Source organism: Microcoleus sp. B4-D4 (assembly GCF_036705185.1).
GTDB lineage: Bacteria > Cyanobacteriota > Cyanobacteriia > Cyanobacteriales > Microcoleaceae > Microcoleus.
In genome coordinates, this window is the sequence record NZ_JAUBTX010000002.1 from 116,421 (window position 1) to 135,876 (window position 19,456).

At 43.1% G+C, this 19,456-nt stretch carries 19 protein-coding genes; 9 read left to right on the forward strand and 10 right to left on the reverse strand.

Features of this window, described 5'->3' with window-relative positions; genetic code table 11:
• Positions 1–19 precede the first annotated feature (19 nt).
• Together QUB13_RS02275 and QUB13_RS02280 are read left to right on the forward strand one after the other, a co-directional pair.
• The gene (locus tag QUB13_RS02275) at positions 20–919 is read left to right on the forward strand and encodes a hypothetical protein (protein ID WP_333378490.1); all 900 of its coding nucleotides are present in this window, start codon (positions 20–22) and stop codon (positions 917–919) included.
• 3 nt (positions 920–922) lie between these two features.
• On the forward strand, positions 923–1,801 hold the full coding sequence (locus QUB13_RS02280) for a hypothetical protein (protein WP_333378493.1): 879 nt from the start codon (positions 923–925) through the stop codon (positions 1,799–1,801).
• Positions 1,802–1,889: 88 nt separating this feature from the next.
• Here QUB13_RS02280 and QUB13_RS02285 read toward each other — a convergent pair whose 3' ends face one another.
• From QUB13_RS02285 to QUB13_RS02295, 3 genes are all read right to left on the reverse strand, one after another.
• Positions 1,890–2,747 (reverse strand): metal ABC transporter permease, encoded by an 858-nt coding sequence (locus QUB13_RS02285; protein ID WP_333378495.1) that lies wholly within the window; start codon positions 2,745–2,747, stop codon positions 1,890–1,892.
• A 135-nt stretch (positions 2,748–2,882) separates the two neighbouring features.
• Entirely contained in the window at positions 2,883–3,638 is a 756-nt protein-coding gene (locus QUB13_RS02290; RefSeq protein ID WP_333378498.1) for a metal ABC transporter ATP-binding protein, read from the reverse strand.
• 189 nt (positions 3,639–3,827) lie between these two features.
• Positions 3,828–4,844, reverse strand: a complete 1,017-nt coding sequence (locus tag QUB13_RS02295; RefSeq protein WP_333378501.1) for a metal ABC transporter substrate-binding protein — start codon at positions 4,842–4,844, stop codon at positions 3,828–3,830.
• A gap of 164 nt (positions 4,845–5,008) precedes the next feature.
• On the opposite strand from QUB13_RS02295, the gene QUB13_RS02300 reads away from it, so the two are divergent.
• The 3 genes from QUB13_RS02300 to QUB13_RS02310 all read left to right on the forward strand — a co-directional run bounded on the left by QUB13_RS02300 (position 5,009) and on the right by QUB13_RS02310 (position 7,311).
• On the forward strand, positions 5,009–5,146 hold the full coding sequence (locus QUB13_RS02300) for a hypothetical protein (protein ID WP_194012274.1): 138 nt from the start codon (positions 5,009–5,011) through the stop codon (positions 5,144–5,146).
• 192 nt (positions 5,147–5,338) lie between these two features.
• Positions 5,339–6,199, forward strand: a complete 861-nt coding sequence (locus QUB13_RS02305; RefSeq protein WP_333378506.1) for a class I SAM-dependent methyltransferase — start codon at positions 5,339–5,341, stop codon at positions 6,197–6,199.
• A gap of 254 nt (positions 6,200–6,453) precedes the next feature.
• Positions 6,454–7,311: an energy-coupling factor ABC transporter ATP-binding protein gene (locus tag QUB13_RS02310; protein WP_333378509.1), complete on the forward strand. Its 858-nt coding sequence runs from the start codon at positions 6,454–6,456 to the stop codon at positions 7,309–7,311.
• Between the two features lie 472 nt (positions 7,312–7,783).
• Here QUB13_RS02310 and QUB13_RS02315 read toward each other — a convergent pair whose 3' ends face one another.
• Together QUB13_RS02315 and QUB13_RS02320 are read right to left on the reverse strand one after the other, a co-directional pair.
• The gene (locus tag QUB13_RS02315) at positions 7,784–8,194 is read right to left on the reverse strand and encodes a hypothetical protein (protein WP_333378512.1); all 411 of its coding nucleotides are present in this window, start codon (positions 8,192–8,194) and stop codon (positions 7,784–7,786) included.
• Between the two features lie 223 nt (positions 8,195–8,417).
• Positions 8,418–9,785 carry a glycoside hydrolase family protein gene (locus QUB13_RS02320; protein WP_333378515.1) on the reverse strand — a complete coding sequence of 456 codons (1,368 nt, stop codon included), beginning with the start codon at positions 9,783–9,785 and terminating at the stop codon, positions 8,418–8,420.
• 395 nt (positions 9,786–10,180) lie between these two features.
• On the opposite strand from QUB13_RS02320, the gene QUB13_RS02325 reads away from it, so the two are divergent.
• Positions 10,181–11,479, forward strand: coding sequence for an NB-ARC domain-containing protein (locus QUB13_RS02325; protein ID WP_333378518.1), 1,299 nt, complete (start codon positions 10,181–10,183; stop codon positions 11,477–11,479).
• Between the two features lie 333 nt (positions 11,480–11,812).
• Here the strand turns inward: QUB13_RS02325 and larC are convergent, their stop codons facing one another.
• Positions 11,813–13,228, reverse strand: coding sequence for a nickel pincer cofactor biosynthesis protein LarC (larC, locus tag QUB13_RS02330; RefSeq protein WP_333378521.1), 1,416 nt, complete (start codon positions 13,226–13,228; stop codon positions 11,813–11,815).
• Positions 13,229–13,303: 75 nt separating this feature from the next.
• Here larC and QUB13_RS02335 point away from each other — a divergent pair, with 75 nt between their 5' ends.
• Positions 13,304–13,969, forward strand: a complete 666-nt coding sequence (locus QUB13_RS02335) for an L-threonylcarbamoyladenylate synthase (protein ID WP_333378524.1) — start codon at positions 13,304–13,306, stop codon at positions 13,967–13,969.
• Positions 13,970–14,214: 245 nt separating this feature from the next.
• Here the strand turns inward: QUB13_RS02335 and QUB13_RS02340 are convergent, their stop codons facing one another.
• The gene (locus tag QUB13_RS02340) at positions 14,215–14,499 is read right to left on the reverse strand and encodes a DUF427 domain-containing protein (protein ID WP_194012269.1); all 285 of its coding nucleotides are present in this window, start codon (positions 14,497–14,499) and stop codon (positions 14,215–14,217) included.
• Between the two features lie 97 nt (positions 14,500–14,596).
• Between QUB13_RS02340 and recQ the strand changes: the two genes are divergently transcribed.
• Positions 14,597–16,792 carry a DNA helicase RecQ gene (gene recQ, locus QUB13_RS02345; RefSeq protein ID WP_333378528.1) on the forward strand — a complete coding sequence of 732 codons (2,196 nt, stop codon included), beginning with the start codon at positions 14,597–14,599 and terminating at the stop codon, positions 16,790–16,792.
• Between the two features lie 530 nt (positions 16,793–17,322).
• Here the strand turns inward: recQ and QUB13_RS02350 are convergent.
• Positions 17,323–17,550: a type II toxin-antitoxin system HicA family toxin gene (locus QUB13_RS02350; protein ID WP_333092764.1), complete on the reverse strand. Its 228-nt coding sequence runs from the start codon at positions 17,548–17,550 to the stop codon at positions 17,323–17,325.
• On the reverse strand, positions 17,543–17,752 hold the full coding sequence (locus tag QUB13_RS02355; RefSeq protein ID WP_333378532.1) for a type II toxin-antitoxin system HicB family antitoxin: 210 nt from the start codon (positions 17,750–17,752) through the stop codon (positions 17,543–17,545). The genes QUB13_RS02350 and QUB13_RS02355 overlap by 8 nt, the downstream gene beginning before the upstream one ends.
• 27 nt (positions 17,753–17,779) lie before the next feature.
• On the opposite strand from QUB13_RS02355, the gene QUB13_RS02360 reads away from it, so the two are divergent.
• Positions 17,780–18,595 (forward strand): Panacea domain-containing protein, encoded by an 816-nt coding sequence (locus QUB13_RS02360; protein WP_333378535.1) that lies wholly within the window; start codon positions 17,780–17,782, stop codon positions 18,593–18,595.
• Between the two features lie 95 nt (positions 18,596–18,690).
• Here the strand turns inward: QUB13_RS02360 and QUB13_RS02365 are convergent, their stop codons facing one another.
• The gene (locus tag QUB13_RS02365; protein WP_333378538.1) at positions 18,691–19,428 is read right to left on the reverse strand and encodes a hypothetical protein; all 738 of its coding nucleotides are present in this window, start codon (positions 19,426–19,428) and stop codon (positions 18,691–18,693) included.
• Positions 19,429–19,456: the final 28 nt, after the last annotated feature.

The window sequence follows — 19,456 nt, forward strand, 5'->3', positions numbered from 1 at the left end:
CCCAGAAAACATTCCTGTATTGCTAAGTAAATGCTACACAGATCGAGCTTTAGTAGACATTTTTAAAATTAGAAAAGCTTATCTTGAAATAGCCCCTTCTCTATCTGAAGAATTGCAGTATCTCATTTTTCTAGCCATTTGTGCCATTCTACGTCCATCAAGTCATGTAGGTACTGCACAGTGGCAATATATTCTCCCTAACAAACGCAAAGCTAAGACTTGTGAACCCTTCGATGCGCTAGAAAAGCAGGTTGCTATGATGCAAGAAGATATGTATCAAATGCAATTTATCACTACATCTAGTCAAGCTACTTTGATTAAAGAAGATGCCAGAAACTTAAAAAGCATTCCCGATCATTCAATAGATTTAGTGATTACTTCTCCCCCTTATGCCAACAACTATGATTATGCAGATGCTACACGTCTTGAAATGACCTTTTGGGGCGAGGTTAATTCTTGGAGTGATTTACATGAGACAGTGCGTAAATTTCTAATCCGTTCAAGTTCACAGCACGTTTCCAAAGAGCGACTTAGCTTGGATACTCTGATGAATGAATCGATTATCGATCCGATTAGAGACGAGTTGCTCCCTATTTGTCAAGAAATGGAAATGATTCGCCGAACCAAGAGTGGCAACAAAGCATATCATACAATGATTGCTGCTTATTTTACAGATATGGGATTTGTATTTAAGGCACTTCGTAGAGTTGCAACATCTGATGCCAAGATTTGCTTTGTAATCGGAGATTCTGCTCCCTATGGAGTGTATGTTCCCGTTGAGCAGTGGCTCGGAAAACTGGCTGTTTCAGCAGGGTTTAATTCCTGGTATTTTGAACATATTAGGGAGCGTAATATCAAATGGAAAAATAGAAAACATAGTGTCCCGCTACATGAAGGTAGACTTTGGATAGAAGGTTAATTTATGGCAGAATCCTCATCACACAAATTTGGACAGGAACTAGGCAAACTTATTGAAGATATCGTACTTAACGATATTCTAAAACCTAGGTTACAACAGTTTGTACAAACCAAAAACTACTACCTCGATTGGCAGCGGACTCGTCCAGCTAGAAGTGGTAAAAAAGTTACTTGGAAAGACAAATATGAGAATAAACACGATCTAGATTTTGTAATTGAGGTCGATGGTAACGATACCCAGCTTGGTACACCTGTGGCATTTATCGAGTGTGCATGGCGTAGATATACAAAACACTCAAGAAATAAAGCTCAAGAAATCCAAGGCGCTATACTACCCATCGTTGAGCTTCATAATTTGTCAGCGCCATTTTATGGTGCGGTATTGGCTGGAGAATTCACAAAACCAGCTTTGGAGCAACTTAGAAATAATGGATTTGCCATTATTTATATTTTTTATCCAAATGTGGTAGCAGCATTTAACGAAATTAATTTGGGTATTGCATTTGATGAAACAACTCCAGAAACAACCTATACCATAGCCTCACAACAGTTAGCTAATCTGAGTATTTCAGATAGAAAGAAGCTAGGAGAAGCTTTAATCTCAGTTTCAAAACAAGAGGTCGATAGCTTTATGGATACGCTGGAAAAGACCCTTGAACGTTACATTTCCAAAATAATTATCATCCCGCTTTTTGGTACAAAACACGAGTTTAAGAGGATTGATGATGCACTAATAGAGCTAAATACCCTTGATATCGATAGTCCAAGTGGTGGGTTTGACAAATTTGAAATTATTGTTGATTACAACAACAATGATAGAATTAGAGCAACTTTTCACAACAAAACTTTGCTTGCTGATTTCTTGAGAAAACTGAAAAGTTGACATCAGCAGATTTTAGATTAATACCCAGAGTCCCGACTTCTTAAAGAAGTCGGGGTTTTAACACCGATCGCATTTATCGACTCCTACTCTATTCACTAACCGCCCGTGAATTCCTCGCCCTGACTAACAAACCGTGTTTCGGAGCAAAAATCATCGCCAACACAAACAGCAGCGTTTGCAGTACCACAATACATCCGCCCGTCGCACCGTCAATGTGATAGCTGATATAAGTTCCCATGACGCTAGAAAATACGCCAGAAGCCATCGCAATCAACATCATGTGGTCGAAGTTATCGCTCAATAAATACGCCGTTGCTCCCGGAGTCACCAACATTGCTACTACTAAAATAATCCCGACTGTTTGCAATCCTGCAACTGCGGTGAGCGATAGCAAAGATAGCAGCACGTAATAGAGAAACGTGATATTTAAACCGATCGATCGCGCGTGAGTCGAATCAAAACAAAACAAAATTAAATCTTTGCGTAAAACTGCCAGCGTCACTAAGGTGATGACACTAATAATTACAGTTTGAACAATATCTGAATCGGAAATGCCTAAGACATTGCCAAATAAGATATGCGTCAAGTCTATCGAACTTCTGACTTTAGAAACTAACACTAAACCAAGGGCAAAAAATCCAGTAAACACTAAACCGATGACCGTATCTTCTTTGATGCGAGTTTTCGCTTTGATAAAGCCGATCGCAATTACCGAGCCCACACCAAACACAAACGCCCCCACCGCCAAAGGAATATTCAGCACATAAGCAATCACAACCCCCGGCATCACCGCATGGGAAACCGCGTCACCCATCAATGCCCATCCTTTCAAAGTCATGTAGCACGAAAGCGCCGAACAAACAAGCCCGACTAAAGCACTGATTAAAATTGCTTTTAGCATAAACTCATGCTGCAACGGCGCGGCAAACCACTGAATTAAATCCATTATTTTTTCTCCAAATCGACTTGAGTTAACTGAGATCGGACACCACAATCAATAATCCTATAGGGGCGGATTCGCGATCGGGCATTAAACGTGCAAACCCACCAAAAAATCCTTTGTTGACATTGCTACAATATCTCAGGTTGACCGACTTTTTGCAGACGAAAAATCGCCAACGGAACCTCCAAAAGTTCGCGAAAGATTTTCTTCTGTAAATACATCAGAGGTATTGCCATAGGCGAGAATGCTGCGATTAATTAATACTACTTGGTCGCAAAACGTGGTAATAGACTCTAGATCGTGAGTTGAAACGAGAATTGTATGTCCTGTTTGACGCAGTTCCATCAACAAATCAATCATCAATTTCTCAGTTTTGATATCGACTCCAGCAAAGGGTTCATCCAGTAGCAAAACCGTTGCCTGTTGCGCCAGAGCCCGCGCAAAAAAGGTGCGTTTCTTTTGTCCGCCGGATAACTCTCCGATTTGCCGATCGCGCATCGGCCACATTTCCACCCTTTCCAAGCTTTCTCGCACCACTTGTTTGTCGATAGCTCCAGGAATCCGCAACAGATTCATGTACCCGTAGCGCCCCATCATCACCACATCGCGAACATTCACCGGAAAATTCCAATCTACCTCTTCCGACTGAGGCACATAGGCAACCAGATTGCGTTTTTGCACTTGACGAATCGGCAACCCATTAATTAAAATGCGTCCGGTGTTTAGCTTCACAAACCCCATAATCGCCTTGAACATCGTCGATTTTCCCGCACCATTCATCCCAACCAAACCGCAAATCGTCCCCGCCTTGAGTTGCAGCGAGGCGCTGTGCAAGGCTACTTTGCCGTGATAGGCAACTGTCACATTTTCAAGATTGATGCCGATTTCATTCATTTTTTTTATTTTCCTTAAGTAACTTTACTTAATTAAACGTAAGATACAGATGGCTAAAAAGCTTGCTGTATGAGAATTCTTCCTTCTTCCGACGGACATCGGACTGATGACGTTGGACGGAAAGTTCGGGGGGACAGCATTAATAACTAATGACTAATGACTAATGACTAATGACTTCTTCCTTCTTCCTTACTTTCCCTGTAACCCTTTTATCAAAGTATTGACATTGTATTCAAGTAACTTAAGATAGGTTGATGCTGGGCCTTCCGCTGGAGAGAGGGAATCGACATAAAACACCCCGGCAAATTTTGCGCCTGTTTCCTTGGCTACCTGAAGCTGTCCTTGGTTGCTGACGGTACTCTCGCAGAATACAGCAGGTATTTGATTTGCTTTGACTGTATTAATCACCCGTTCGACTTGTTTCGGTGTGGATTGCTGTTCGGCGTTGACAGGCCAAATATAAACTTCTTTCAAACCGTAATCGTTGGCAATGTAAGAAAAAGCGCCTTCACAACTTACTATGTAGCGTTTGTCCGGGGGAATGGCTGAAATAGCTTGTTTGAGTTTTTCGTCGATCGCCCGAATTTGTTCACTGTATTTTGCCGCATTTGCGTCATAGGTTGCAGCATTAGCCGGATCGATATTTCCTAAAGCCTTGCGAATATTATCAACATAAATCAAAGCATTTTTGGGGGACATCCAAGCATGGGGATTTGGTTGACCTTGATAGGCATCTTCCGAAATATTAACTGGTTGGACTCCCTCGCTCAAAGTAATGTGAGGAACCTTCGGAAAACTGTTATAAAATCGAGTGGCCCAGCGTTCTAAGCTCAAGCCATTGTCTAAAATCACATCGGCTTTTTGCCCTCGTGTTAAGTCGCTGGGCGTGACTTCGTAGCCGTGAATTTCCGCCCCTGGCTTGGTAATGGATTCAACAGTTGCCTTGTCACCGGCGACGTTCTGAGCCATGTCTGCCAGCACTGTGAAGGTGGTGAGAATGACTTTTTTATCTTTGTTTCTCAAATCGGTGGCGGTTGGGCCTGAAGCTGGATTTTGGTTGGTTTGAGGCTGGGTCGTATGAGTGTTGCACCCGCTGAGACAAACTGCTAGCAACAGCCCGAATCCTAGGAGATGATGTTTTTTACTAGGGGGAGAGTCCGGGAGGGGGAGAGGGAAATTTAGGGTAATTTGACGGTTTTTCCGCATATATTCAAAAATTCCAAGTGAACTTCGCTACAGTTTTCTGCTGGCGGTACGATCGACCGCCACTACTTTTCATAATCGTTTCATTTTTGACTTTACCACAAAATCACAAAGAATGAAAGAATTATGAAAAATGAATGAATGCGGGCCCGTGCAGCATCAGTCTGGTGTCAAAGAGCTCTAATAGTGCTATTATCTCGCCAGATAGAGCGGCTGTGATGGCGAAGGGCGATCGAACGTTTGGGGGAAAGTTGGGTGAAAATCCGGCGCTGTCGGCCGACTGTAATGGGACGATCGTAGGTTAGTTAGATTGAGATTTTTTTGACCGCAGATATCAGCAGACAAACACAGATGAACGCTGATGGAATTTTGTGATTTTGATGTCAATTTGTTGCAAAAGTTTGCTTTTTTGGCAGTTCAGTGTTATGAACAGGTATGCAAGGGCTGGGAAGAATTTTAACCCTCCCGGAAATCCTTAAATTAATCTAACTTTCTCAATGTCGAAGCAAAAATCAATCTCTATTTCTAAAGTGACTCGCTACCAAAATGCGGCGCTGAATTACTATTTGGGGTTGACGGATTCGCCGTATCTTCATTACGGTTATTGGAAATCTCTACCTGTGCCGGCTGAGGATCTCACTATCGGGCGGCTGCGTTTTGCTCAGCAAGCTTACACAGATAAACTTTTGGATTTTATTCCTAAAGAAATTAAGACTGTGTTGGATGTTGGGTGCGGGATTGGCGGAAATGCGGCTTATTTGCTCGATCGCGCTTTTGCAGTGGAAGGGCTAGCACCAGATCCGTTCCAACAACAGCGCTTTCTTAAGTGTACGGGCGATCGGGCAATCTTCCACCTCACCAGATTTGAAGACTTCAAAGCCACCCATTCCTACGATCTGATTCTCTTTAGCGAAAGTAGCCAATATATGTCTGCTGTCGATATAGCCAAAGGCGCTGCGGCTGTCCTCAATCCTGGAGGCTACGTACTACTTGCTGATATGATGCGCTCTAATCCTAACTATACAGAGGGAATGTTTTCTAATTGTCATGTTGTCAAAGAACTTAATGCGGCCTTGTTGCAAGCTGGGTTTAATTTAGTAAAAGCTGAGGATATTTCTGCTCATATTGTACCAACAATTGATTTATATGTCGATACTTTCCGCAGGTATGGACTTAACACAATGATTTATGTGGCAGATTTGATTTCTATCGCCGTTCCGCCCATTCACAAATTCCTGCGCTGGATATTTCGCCGCTGGTTTAAAAAATTGGTGGTTGAAGGATTGGAGGCGAGTCAACTTTTTGAAGAGCATCTTTGTTATGAAATTCAACTTTGGCAGTTGACAGTTGACAGTTGACAGTTGTGATCAGTTATTTGTTATTTGTTAGTGGCAAGCAATAACTAATGACTGATGACTGATGACTGATGACTATAGCAATCCTAAATGATTCACAAAATTTGTAGGTAGTGCCAATAATGCCTACCCTCGATCGGGGAAACCGAGCGGGGGATTGTTCCTACAATAAATTATACAAATGATGTGAGGATTGCTACTATAACAAATAACAAATAACAAATGACTAATAACAAATAACAAATGACTAATAACAAATGACTAATTCCTCACTCCCAATTCTCGAATTCGATCGCACTTTCTACTCCTATCCCTGCGGTTCGCGAGTAGCAATTCAGGACTTAAGCCTCAAAGTTCCCGCCGGGAAGCGCTGCGGGCTGATCGGTCAAAATGGCTGCGGCAAAACCACCTTTTTCCTGCTAGCAAATGGTTTGTACCAACCGCAACAGGGAATCATTCGCTGGGAAGGTGAACCCTTTCGCTACGATCGCAAATCTCTCACGCAACTGCGCCAACAAATCGGACTCGTCTTTCAAAATCCCGAACACCAATTAGTAGCTTCCACGGTAGAAGAAGATATATCTTACGGATTGTACAATTTGGGTTTGTCAGAACCGGATATTGCGAGAATGGTGCAAGAGGCGATCGAGCAATTCGATCTAAGCGAACTCGCCCGCGAACCAATTCACAACCTCAGCTTAGGGCAAAAAAAGCGCGTTTCCATCGCCGATATCATGGTTCTCAAGCCCAAACTGCTGCTGCTAGATGAACCTACGGCCTATCTCGATCCGCGTCACACGCGACAACTGGTCGGTTTACTCCAACAAATTCACGCAGCCGGAACCACTATCCTTTTAGCAAGTCACGATCTAGATTTCATTTACTCCTGGGCTGATTGGGTGTTTGTGATGGATCGCGGAAAATTGATTCTAGAAGGAACACCGGAAGCTGTTTTTGCTCAGCGGGAGGTTTTGGAGCAATTGCAGCTTGGCGTACCGCTGGCGATCGAGCTGATGGAGCAAATAAGGGCGATATTTGAGAAAGATCGTAACTCAAAAATCCCCGCTTTCGATGAATTGCAACAACAAATTTTAGATGCGCGCCGAGGGCTTTAATCATCCATTTTAGTCAACTTTGCTTACAGATTTTCTGCAAATTTTTGAACAGCTTTTGGCGCGAAAGCAGCAACTAAAAAAGCATTCGTAATGTATTTTACCTCAGAATCATTGCTAGTTATTGTGCTTGTGCCAAACACAATCGCTGCAATCAGCGCAATAAAACTCATGGCTCGTATTGTCGAGTATTTGCCATTATTGCCCTGGAAAAATTCGGCAAGCTCTTTTCGGTGTTCAGAAGAATTTGGTTGAGTCTCAAGGCTAGAAAAATATGTTCTTTTATTGGCTACCTTAAAGGTTAAAATTTAACTAAGTCATAACTTATTTATTGCTGAACAAGGGGGAAAGAGCGATCGCAGTTTTCACCTTCATTTCCTATTATTTGGTGAGGAGATGAATGGGTGACTGGGTGCGTTCAATCTATGGCTCTACTTCTTGCTAAAAATTAACAAAAACGCCATAATTTGATCTATTAGCTTTCAGTTTTTGCTGCATCACCTCTTAATAAATAAAACTGAGATTCAATAGCCTTCAATTCTTCTGTACCTTCTACATACTTAACATCAGTCAACAAATTATTAGCTTGCGCTTGAAGAATACGATACGCTCCCGCCCTTTGTTTAACTGGAAATGCGTTTCCAATTGATTGAATAGCAACGATAACTCCGCCTAGAATGCCAGTAGCTATCTTTTTGTCTTGCTCGTCTATTCGATCCCAGGTAGACAAAAGGGTAATTATTAAAGTAAGAACGATCGTGGTAATTGTCAAACCTCCATCCCAGTTCCGATTGATTCGTCTGAGCTTAGTCATTTCTTGAGTTAATTCCTTAACTTCATTCTCTAAATCTTGTCTTTTGTCCTCAAGTGAAGATTGAGATTGCATTTTTTATTCTCCTCTCATTTTTAAATTTGCACCAATTTGAAGTAGATGCACCTGATGCTGAGAACAGTCAGCACAACAGATTTTATAAGCACGCCGTCCGACTGCTTTAATCATCCATCTAACTCAACTTTACTTACTCTTTTCCGTGTTTAGAAAAATTTGGTTTAGTCTCAAGGCTAGAAGAATGTGGCATTTGATTAACCTCCTAAATGTTTAAAAATATCTACAGTCCCCAGTCCACAACTAACAGGCGTGGATCGTACTTGCGGAGCAATTTCACAAGTTTTATCAAATCATCAATTGTAGTAGCACACACACATCCTTCACTGCCTGCACTTCTACCACTTTGAATCCAGTTCCAATCAGCATGAAAGCCGAAGGCATCTCGACAGCCAATACCCTTTTTTTCACAACTTTCGTAACGCTCTTTCGATTTAACAAGAGGTACCCATACAGGTCCAAGTCCATCTCCATTTATGGGGTGTGAAGCAGAGTAATTGTCTTTGCCACCAGCCCAGTCGATATCCGAGATGTAGTAGTTATCTTGTGGGATAGGTGCCAGATTGCCCGGTTGACTTTCAGGATCATCCCACATTAAAAAGCTCTGAGCACCCGGTACGCCAGAAATAACATCTAATGAATCAACAACTACATTCCCTTGAGGATTTACGAAATCTAGTTTGCACCGTTTAAGTCCTTCGTAGGCATCTCTTCCTGTACGTGTGAGACGGCAGTATACACCTCCATCTAGCCCAGATGAATGTACAGATATCTCTCCACGCGCACGTTTGAGAGCATTCTCTATAGCCCTCCTCGTTTCTGGACCTACCTTACTATCAACTCGGCTAAGAGCTTCGCGGGTTTGAAAAAGCTTGACTGCGCTCTCCGTAATGTCAGTAAATTCGTTAGGCTGAGAACCTAAACGAAGAAATTTGAGTCCTGCTAGAGCGCAATTAAGTATGTAACAGTCTTCTCCAATATGTCGTTTCTGAAGAGTACGAGTGAACGGTAATGGTACGGGAGCAGGTTTATATGGAAAATCTCCCTTCGGCGGTTGAGCCAAATCTTTAGGCTTTGTGACAAAACCTATTGCTGGATCTATATCTGAAAAACCATCGCGCCGAAATAAAGCTTCTTCCTCGTTTCGACGATTGACCAATCCTGGGAATGGTCTTCTTGTGCCATTATCTTCACCATGTACCCAACGATCGAATTCCCTGACTGCTCCTTCATAATTGCCTTTGTTTAGCTCCCGCAACAGAGTTGACTCACCGAATGCACCAATCCCGATGTTGTAAGTGAAGGAAACAAGAGCATCAAACATACACTGCTTGAGCGAAACTTTGCATAAACGTTCAACATCTTCTGCTTTTTCCCCAACTTCAATCTGTAACCATCGCTCTGCTTTTTCTCGGGTGATAATATCACCCTCTACAATCGGTCTATTGAGATCCAAATGCTCAATAGAGCCATAACCAATTGTCCAAATCCCAACCGGATCTAGGTATGCTTTAATCCGTCCATCAGAAAGCTTTTTATGGAGTCCTTCCCATTTTTTGATTAGTTCAAAGCATTCGTTAGAAGGTTTCATATTTTTCCTCTAGTGTCAATGTCTTGAATGAAGTTTAAATTTCAACAGTCTGAGCGACTTCTGCTCTGCCTTAACTCAAAGAATAAACCACCCCGATCGCCCTGCCGGTGAGAAAAAGTGACATAGTTGTGTAAACTTACGTAAATTCACTCAATCGATTTGAGATTTGACATCTGAGATTGTGGAATTAACCTCTTCCCAAATCCGGCTTAAATATCCCTCTTACTTCTTAGTCCGCATTGGCGGACTTTGTTTGTGTAAACCTGGTTTCAACCGCCGAATATAAAAGGGACTACGTTGCGGTTAATTAAGTAAATTTGTTTTCTATCCTGAAAAGCAACCCCCACTCAGAATAATCGGTAAATCTACTGAATTAATCAATCAAAATAACAACTATGACAGCAGAAGAAGCGATCGCCCTAATCGACCATCTGTTACAATCTCTTAAGAAAAAGCAAAAACTCAATGACATTCAATCCCTCGTATTTCTGGAAACTTGGGAAGGACACTCTTATCAAGAGATAGCCGATAGCTTACTTTACGAACCTGACTATATCAAACACGTCGGTTCGCATTTGTGGCGAAATCTCTCTCAAATCATCGGCGAAAAAGTCTCAAAGCAAAATCTGCAAGCAGTCTTGCGCCGCTACCAGCATGGCCGCGCATCAGATAACTGCATCCAAGACTGGGGAGAAGCGATCGATGTTTCCGAATTTTACAACCGACAACAGGAACTCGAAACATTAGAAACTTGGATTAGCGGCAATTCTACTCGTCTGATCGGTATTTTTGGACTTGGCGGTATCGGCAAAACTTCTCTGTCTGTCAAATTCGCTCAGCAAATTCAATCTCAGTTTGAATTTGCGATTTGGCGGAGTTTGCAGCAAGCACCAACCTTAGATGTTATCCTCAGCAATATTTTGCCGATTTTAACTAATTCAGAACACACAAACAACCACTCTATTGATGCTCTCATGGAACAGTTGCGGCAAAAACGCTGTTTGTTAATTTTCGACAATTTGGAGTCGATTTTGCAAGGTGGAAATCGCAGCGGACAATATCAACAAGGCTATGAAGATTACCGACAGTTGTTGGCGCGCATTGCTGACGAACCGCACCGAAGTTGTCTGATTTTAACCGGAAGAGAACAACCGGGCGGGTTTGCTTTGCGATCGGGCGAAAATTTACCCGTGCGATCGCTCAAACTATTCGGAGTTTCACCGCCAGTATGCCAGCAAATCCTCGCGGCTAAAGGATTAAAGGCAACGCTATTGCAGTGTCAAGATATTGTCAACTACTTTGGCGGCAATCCCCTCGCCCTCAAACTTGCTGCAACGACTATTAAAACACTTTTTGGCGGTGATATTCACGCATTTTTAGTGCAAGGAAATACTGTTTTTAGCGATTTGTGGGATTTGCTCGATCGCCAGTTCGATCGCTTGTCACCCCTGCAACAAAAAATTATGTACTGGATCGCCATTAATCAAGAAGGAGCGACCCCTGCGAAGTTAAAAGCGGAAATTTTGCCCAAAGTTTCTGGAAGGCACCTGATGGAAGCATTGGAGGCGCTGGCTGAACGATCGCTCATCGAAGATCGGCGATCGCTCAATGATACCGCATCAACAAGTTTAATGCTACAACCGGCGATCGTCGAGTATGTCAGAGAACGCTTGCTCCAAACTGCTGAGCAATAAACGATCGCAAACAAACTTAACTCATGAAAACTCATGTTTTAATTGAATCCCAAACCCAAGACTAGATCGGCGACTCATAAATTCAACTGATGTTGTATCCTTTAATAGAACGTCTATTAACCCATTTTGAAACTGCAATTTCAACTCAAACAGCATCTCGGCAATATTTTAGCTTGGTTGCGCGATCGAAAAGCAAACCCGACAGATTATGCTGCGGTTAATCTGCTGAATTTATCCAGTCAGAAACCGGGTTTTTTACGAAAATACTGCGTTGTGCCCCGCAGATTCGGTATAAAAACCCAGTTTCTTTGTCGGAGTGCGATCGCGAACTGATTAAGTGCGATCGTACCAACTTTGCAGCGCCAAGCGGTGAACTTCGCGCCAACTAATGTTTTTAAGTCGGGCAATTTCCGCGCAATCTTCGTATTCCGGCTGCACGTTAACAATCGTTTGTCCAGACTTAGCAACTTTTATTTGCACTTCGCCGTATTCTGTTGTAACTTTCTTGATTTCTCGATCCAAAATCGTTCTTTGTTGAGTCGAGATTCTAATTCCCAGAGTAGTAGTCTCGCGAAAGATAACTGCTTCGCAAGCATCCTGAAATTCGGGATGACAAATCGCAGTTAACAAAACCCCCAGCCGCGACTTTTTCATCACTATTGGCGCAGTAAAAACATCCAGAGCTCCGGCCGCAAATAAAGCATCAAAAACATAGCCGATCGCCTGCGGACTCAAATCATCAATTTGCGTTTCCAATACCGCAATAGTTTCTATGGAATTGGTAATCGGTAATTGGGAATCGGGAATGGGGAATTGGGAATTAGTAGCCGTCTTTCTCCCACTCTCCCACTCTCCCCCTCTCCCCCTCTCCCCCTCTTCCTTCTCCCCAATCCAGAGGCGCAAAATATTAGGAATTGCCAGGTTTCGAGAACCCGCACCCAATCCGATCGCCCGAAGCTGCATCGGCGGCGGCGGGCCAAAAGCAGCAGCGAAAGTACAGGCGATCGCAGTTCCCGTAGGAGTGCACAATTCGCGATCGATCCCGTTGCTATAAACCGGCACTCGGTGCGTTTCCCACAACCGCATCACAGCAGGCGTGGGCACAGCCAGCTTACCGTGGGCGGCCTTCACCGTGCCGCCACCAGTCGGCATCGGCGAAAAGTAAAACTCGTCAATATCCAACCAATCCAAACCCAAACAAGTACCAACAATATCAATAATTGCATCCGTAGCCCCCACCTCGTGAAAGTGAACCTCGCTTGCGGGGATACCATGTACTGCAGCCTCTGCATCTGCCAATTTGCCAAATACGGCCAAACTCCAAGCTTCCACGCGCGGAGGCAATTTTGCAGAGACAATAATCTGCTCAATTTCTGGCAAATGGCGCTGATGACTGTGGCTAATTTCGGCATCTGCTTCGCCGTGACTGTGAGAATGTTCTTCCCCGTGATGGTGGTGGTGGCGGTTGTCGAAAGTCGGCGATTCAGTTTCCGAGGGATCGAGGGCGGAGTCAGCAGCCGGATTGTTTGATTTTAAGGGCAAATCGGCAGCTATATCGACATAAAATTTAGTTGCTTGTTGAGTATTCCGGTGGACTAATTCCGCCCGCAATTGGTACTCAGTCGAAATGCCGAGTAAGTTGAGTTTTTCGATTAGGTAGTCTAAGGGAACGCCCGCGTGGAGTAGGGCTCCGATACACATATCGCCAGCAATGCCGGTGGGACAGTCAAAATAAGCTATTTTATTCATTATTAGCAATTAATTTTCAACATTGATTGTTTTAGCACATTTGGCGATCGCCCACTTAGCCTACAAAATCTTAACATGGCAATTATTTACGGACTGCATCCAGTTGCACCCCAAAAAGACAGAATCGAGAAGATTGCAAAAGCTCTTAAAGATGGAGCAGTGATGCTTTATCCCACAGATACAGTTTACGCGATCGGCTGCGATCTCAACTCCAAATCAGCCGTAGAACGAGTCAGGCGGATCAAGCAACTATCCAACGATAAGCCTTTAACGTTCCTGTGTTCCTCATTGTCAAATATCACCGAGTATGCGAGTGTCACCGATGAAGCATATCGAATTATCAAGCGGTTAATCCCCGGCCCCTACACATTTGTGCTACCAGCTACCAAGTTAGTGCCCAAATTGGTAATGAGTCCAAAACGCAAAACCACAGGTATTCGTGTTCCCGACCACCCGCTTTGTTTTGCACTTGTGGAAGCCTTGGGAAATCCAATTGTTTCCACATCCGCTCACATTACCACTGATGAAGAAGGTACAGCACCAGCGCCGTCTGGAAAAGAAGAAAGCTTTGGCAAAGCTGAACTTTTTGATTGTTTTTTAAAGTTAGTAGATATCATTGTCGATGATGATTCCGATCCCAAAGATCGTGTTTCTACCATTCTCGATTTGACCGAAAGCGAACCGACTATCGTTCGCCGCGGTTTGGGATGGGAAGCAGCCGCTGCTTGGACAAAAGATTAAAATTTGAGGGGGCGGCTTAAGTGCAAAAGTCGCACAAAACCCGCCCCAAATTTTTAACTCATCCACTCGTGTGATATCGTTTCCGATTGCATCGGTATTGTTCAAATATTCAAATATTCAAATGTCCAAACAGTCAACAGTCAACAGTTATTTCTGATCGCATTGATGTTGTCCAAATGTCCAAATGTTTAAACAGTCAACAGTCAACAGTCAACAATTATTTCTGAATTCAACCGGAATTGATATCAAGCCTCTACCTTAACTCCTTTCCAAAAAGCCACATATCCGGCAATATTTTTAGCAGCATCTTTGGGAGTAGGATAGTACCAAGCAGCATCTTTATTCACTTCGCCGCCGACTTCCACACTGTAGTAACTAGCAACACCTTTCCAACCGCAAGTAGTGTGAGTGCTGCTATCTTTGAAATACTCGCGGTTGATTGCATCCGCCGGGAAATAATAGTTGTTGTCTACAACTTCGCACTTATCGCTTTCTGCCAAAACGGCACCATTCCAAATTGCTTTCGGCATCGGTTTCTCTGGTTAAATTTAGATTCTCAAATATTGTAACTGTATTTGTGCTCAAAAGACCTAGAATAGGGTAGAAGTCAACAACCAATTACTGCAAATGTCAGGGTCGAATCCGCCAACATCTCTCGCGCCCTCATCCCTCGAACAATCCCTCAAACATTTTTTTGGGTATGACTCTTTCCGCACCGGGCAGCGGGAAATTGTCGAAGCTGCTTTACAAAAACGCGATATGATGATTGTCATGCCGACTGGCGGTGGCAAGTCTTTGTGTTTTCAATTACCGGCTTTGTTGAAACCGGGATTGACTGTGGTTGTTTCGCCGCTGATTGCTCTGATGCAAGACCAGGTGGAAGCTTTGCAGGATAATGGCATTGGGGCGACTTTTCTTAACAGCACTTTGAGCGCGATGGAAACCCGATCGCGCCAAACAGCAATTCTCGAAGGTAAAATTAAATTGCTGTACGTTGCGCCCGAAAGATTGTTGGGTGAAAGATTTTTGCCGTTTTTGGATATAGTAGCAGAAAAGTTAGGAATTTCGGCATTTGCGATCGACGAAGCCCACTGCGTTTCGGAATGGGGACACGACTTTCGACCAGAATACAGGCAAATGCAGCGAGTGCGCGATCGCTACCCAAACATCCCCATTATGGGACTCACCGCCACCGCCACCGAGCGCGTCCGTGAAGACATCATCCAGCAGCTAAATCTGCGAAATCCCTACATCCACGTCGCCAGCTTCAACCGCCCCAATTTATACTACGAAGTTCGCCCCAAAACCAAACACAGTTTTGCCCAAGTTTTGCAAATCATCCAAAAAAAAGGCGGTTCAGGAATCATCTACTGTCTCAGCCGCAAAAAAGTTGACGAAGTTGCCTACAAATTGCAACAAAGTGGCATCCAAGCTTTACCCTATCATGCCGGCATGAGCGATAGCGATCGCACAACCAACCAAACCCGCTTCATTCGCGACGACGTACAAGTAATGGTAGCAACAGTCGCCTTCGGTATGGGAATCAACAAACCCGACGTGCGGTTTGTAATTCACCACGACTTACCCAAAAATCTCGAAGGATACTATCAAGAATCAGGCCGCGCAGGCCGAGACAACGAACCATCCCACTGCACCTTATTTTTTGGATTCGGCGATGTCAAAACCATCGAATACATCATCGAGCAAAAACCAGACGAACAAGAACAAAGAATAGCCCGCCAACAGTTACGGCGAGTAATTAACTATGCAGAATCCAGCGAGTGCCGCCGCACAGTCCAATTAAATTATTTTGGCGATTCATTTCCCGGCAATTGTGGCAATTGCGACAACTGTTGCAACAAAAAACCAGTTGAAGATTGGACAATAGAAGCAATGAAATTTCTTTCCTGCATCGCGAGATGCCAAGAGAAATTCGGCATGAATCATATTATCGACGTACTGCGCGGCTCAAAAAATCAAAAAATATTGCAATACCAGCACCAGCAACTTTCTACTTACGGCATTGGCAAAGACAGAAGTGCAGAGGATTGGAAAAGATTGAGCCGTTCGCTGATCAATCAAGGTTTGTTAGACGAAAAAACCGACGGTTTTCCCATCTTAAAACTCAACGAAAAAAGTTGGGAAATCATGAAACGCCAGCGCACAGTTGAAATTGCCATAGAAGCACAGCGGGAAGTACAGGGAAGAGTGCGGTCTTTGGCTGTAGAAGTCGAAGGTTTATTTGCCATACTTCGCACGCTGCGAAAACAAATTGCCGACGAACAATTTGTGCCACCTTACGTAGTTTTTGCCGATAGAAGCTTGCGAGACATGGCCGAAAAACGCCCGCAAAATCTCACCGAATTTGAGGATGTTTACGGCGTTGGTAGCAACAAACGAAATAAGTACGGCAAGGTTTTTTTAGAGGCAATTCACACTTTTTGCAAAGAACAAGGATTATCCACAGGTGCTGCACCTTCTGATGTGGTTAATCCTCCCAATCTTGCTAATGTTCCGTCTTATTCGCAGATGCAAACCTGGGAATTGCACAAGCAAGGTGTGACTGTAGAAGTTATCGCAGAAATGCGGGGGATGAGCCAGAATACTATTGCGGGACATTTGGTAGAATTGATGGATACGGGCCGGGAAGTTGATATAAATTTGTTGGTGGAATCGGAACGCCAGCAGGCTATTGTACACGCTATTGAAGTTATTGGAGATGAACGGTTGAGAGCGATTTATGATTTTTTACAAGAATGTTATACGTTTGAGGAGATTAAGTTTGTGCGGGCTTGGTGGCGACAAAATTATGTTAGTTTTTAACCGCAGATGTTGGCTGATGGACGCTGACAATTAATGGATTGGAGGGGGAAATGAGCATCAATAAAGTAGATTTTTTATATTTTCTGAAAGTGGCTTTTTGAACTAATCTATTTTTCTGATTTTGCCTTATTGGTTGGGGTGTCTGGTGTTGGCAAAATTGAAGTGTTTAAGGGAATTTTGAGGTTGACAAAAATAGCGAATGGTGTTTCGTTAAATGGCTGAGGGCGGGATATTACATTTTCGACAATTGATGAGGATGTGGAGTACAAATGGCAAGGGAAGTTTGAAACAAAAAGTGACGCGAGGGGAATTGTCGGATCTAAAATCCGGCTGAGGGTTATAAGGTTGTGTTTTTTAGTAAGGGTTATGATGAGGCACAGTATTGGCTTTTAGAGGATGAGTATGAAGCCGTGGAAGGGCGGCTGAGTGTGTCGGAGTTGGTTTGAATGATACAGTTCCCAGAGGTTGCGCTTTTTGACAATTTGGGATGTAAGGGCGATCGCGTATCAGAGAAACCGGGTTATTGACAGTTATAAATTCGCGATAAACTCATCAGGTGTGACCTTGGCTTGCTTTAGAACACCGCTGAGTGTACCAATTTTTAACTCGCGGTGGAGTGGCACAACGCAAACAATTTCTCCGTCTGGGAGAGGTTTTTTGAGGACAATATGGCTACCCGTTTGCCTAGCTTGATAGAAGCCTAAACGTTCTAATACACTAATTACTTCTAGGCTTGATATTCTGGGCAATCTAGGCATAGCTAACTTCTATGCTAGTTACAAACCTGGGACTTATTTTTGGTAAGGGACATTCTTCGAGATAGAGTTTTGTAGCTTCTTTGAGATTGGCGATCGCTTCTTCTATGGTTTCGCCTTGGTCAACTGTGCCGACTTCGGGACATTCGGCAATATACATATCTTCTTCTTTGTAAATGATGGCTGTGAAGCTTTGAGTTTTCATTATGGTTTTCGCTTCCATCATCAGAGGTTGCTTGATTTCTCTTTCCTAGTTTATCTCAGATGGAAATTTTTTACAAGCACAGGGGAAAGAAGGGCGATTCCCTACGGGATATCTGCGCTTCACGCACTTTTTGACAAATTGGGACGTAAGGGCGATCGCCTTTACGTAATTATTCTGCACTGTTTGCTACAATTATTTAAGTTAGCTCTCAGAACTGCCATGACTCAAGCTACCTCAATCACAACTGAATATCAAATAACTGTAAGTTCTCCAGTCTGGCAAAGAGTTGAGCAAATTGCCGGAGAATTTAACTTGTCGGTTTCTGAACTATTGGAACAGATAGGCGAAGGTCAACTGAAAGTTGTTGCGGTTCCAGCTAATTCGGACAAACTTAGCGATCGAGATATTGCAAATGCTTTCATCTGGTTAGCCGCGCAAACTGATGTAGCAATCAACGTCTACAAGCTACAAAAACTCATGTACTACGCTCAAGCTTGGTATTTAGGAGTTTACGGTAAGCCGCTATTTGATGCAGATTTTCAAGCATGGATTCACGGGCCGGTGATTCCTGATTTATTAGAGAAGTATCAACGCGAATTTAGTTGGGAACAAATTACAGAGAAAATCGAACAACCGAAACTTCCCCAAAAAATTGGGCAATTTATCGAAGAAGTTGCTGAGGCATATTTTGAGTATGATGATGAAACTTTGGAACGAATGATTTGCAGTGAAATGCCTTGGCTGGAAGCGAGAGGGGATGTACCCAGAGACGAATCTTGTCATGCGATTATTTCTCAAGAATCGATGAAAAAATATTATTCGGGTCGTTTTTTCTCTAAATAATCTAAGTGAGGGGCGATCGCACTTTTGGACAATTTGGGATGTAAGGGCGATCGCGCTTTTGTAGTAACTAGGATATCAGAATCTAGGGAGCGAGCTTATATCTCTGGTAAGTTCAAACTTAATTGGTAATCTTGATCTAGGTTAGAAGGTAAGCCTATTTTAGAAAAGAACTCATTAGAGAAGTTTAGAGAAGATTCCACAGCCCACTTAGCGCAACCATATCCCAGACACCGATGCGGGAAGAAAAGGCTTCCTTCTTGTGTCATTGGGTTAAGCTTTTTGATTTTCTTCTCTAACTTTTGCCTTAATTTTTCATTAAGCGTCTTATTATAACTTTCTCCAGTTCCAATCCACTCAGGTTTATAGTGGATTAAAGCATTCCGTAGGAAAATGAGTGAAGCAGCAGATTGATAAGGTTCTGCTCCTTTATCAAAGCTTTCTGATTTCACTATACAAAGAGCCCTTTCGTATTTTATTATAAGTTGTAAGCTTCGTTCCTTATCCCACTCTTCATTCATTTTTTGGGTAACATCAGGGCTCCATTCATTAGAACGGGAAATATATTCTACATTTGTAAACAATTCGTTGATTGTAGCCTCAAGATAGCAGACCGCAGTGATTATGGAACCTATGACATAGGATCTATGTTCGTCACGCAAATCTGACGAAGGTTGGCTGTCATCATACTCATCTTCTTTTTTATAACTTAACTTTGCAAAGTGAGCTGCTGCTTTAATATGGCTAAATGATAATTGATGACTCACTTCAATATCACTAATGTCCATGTTAGAGTGATCTGTGTAAATATTGGCGCTTAGAGGATAGTCAGTCATAGCTATTTTATGAGTAAATAATGAATTT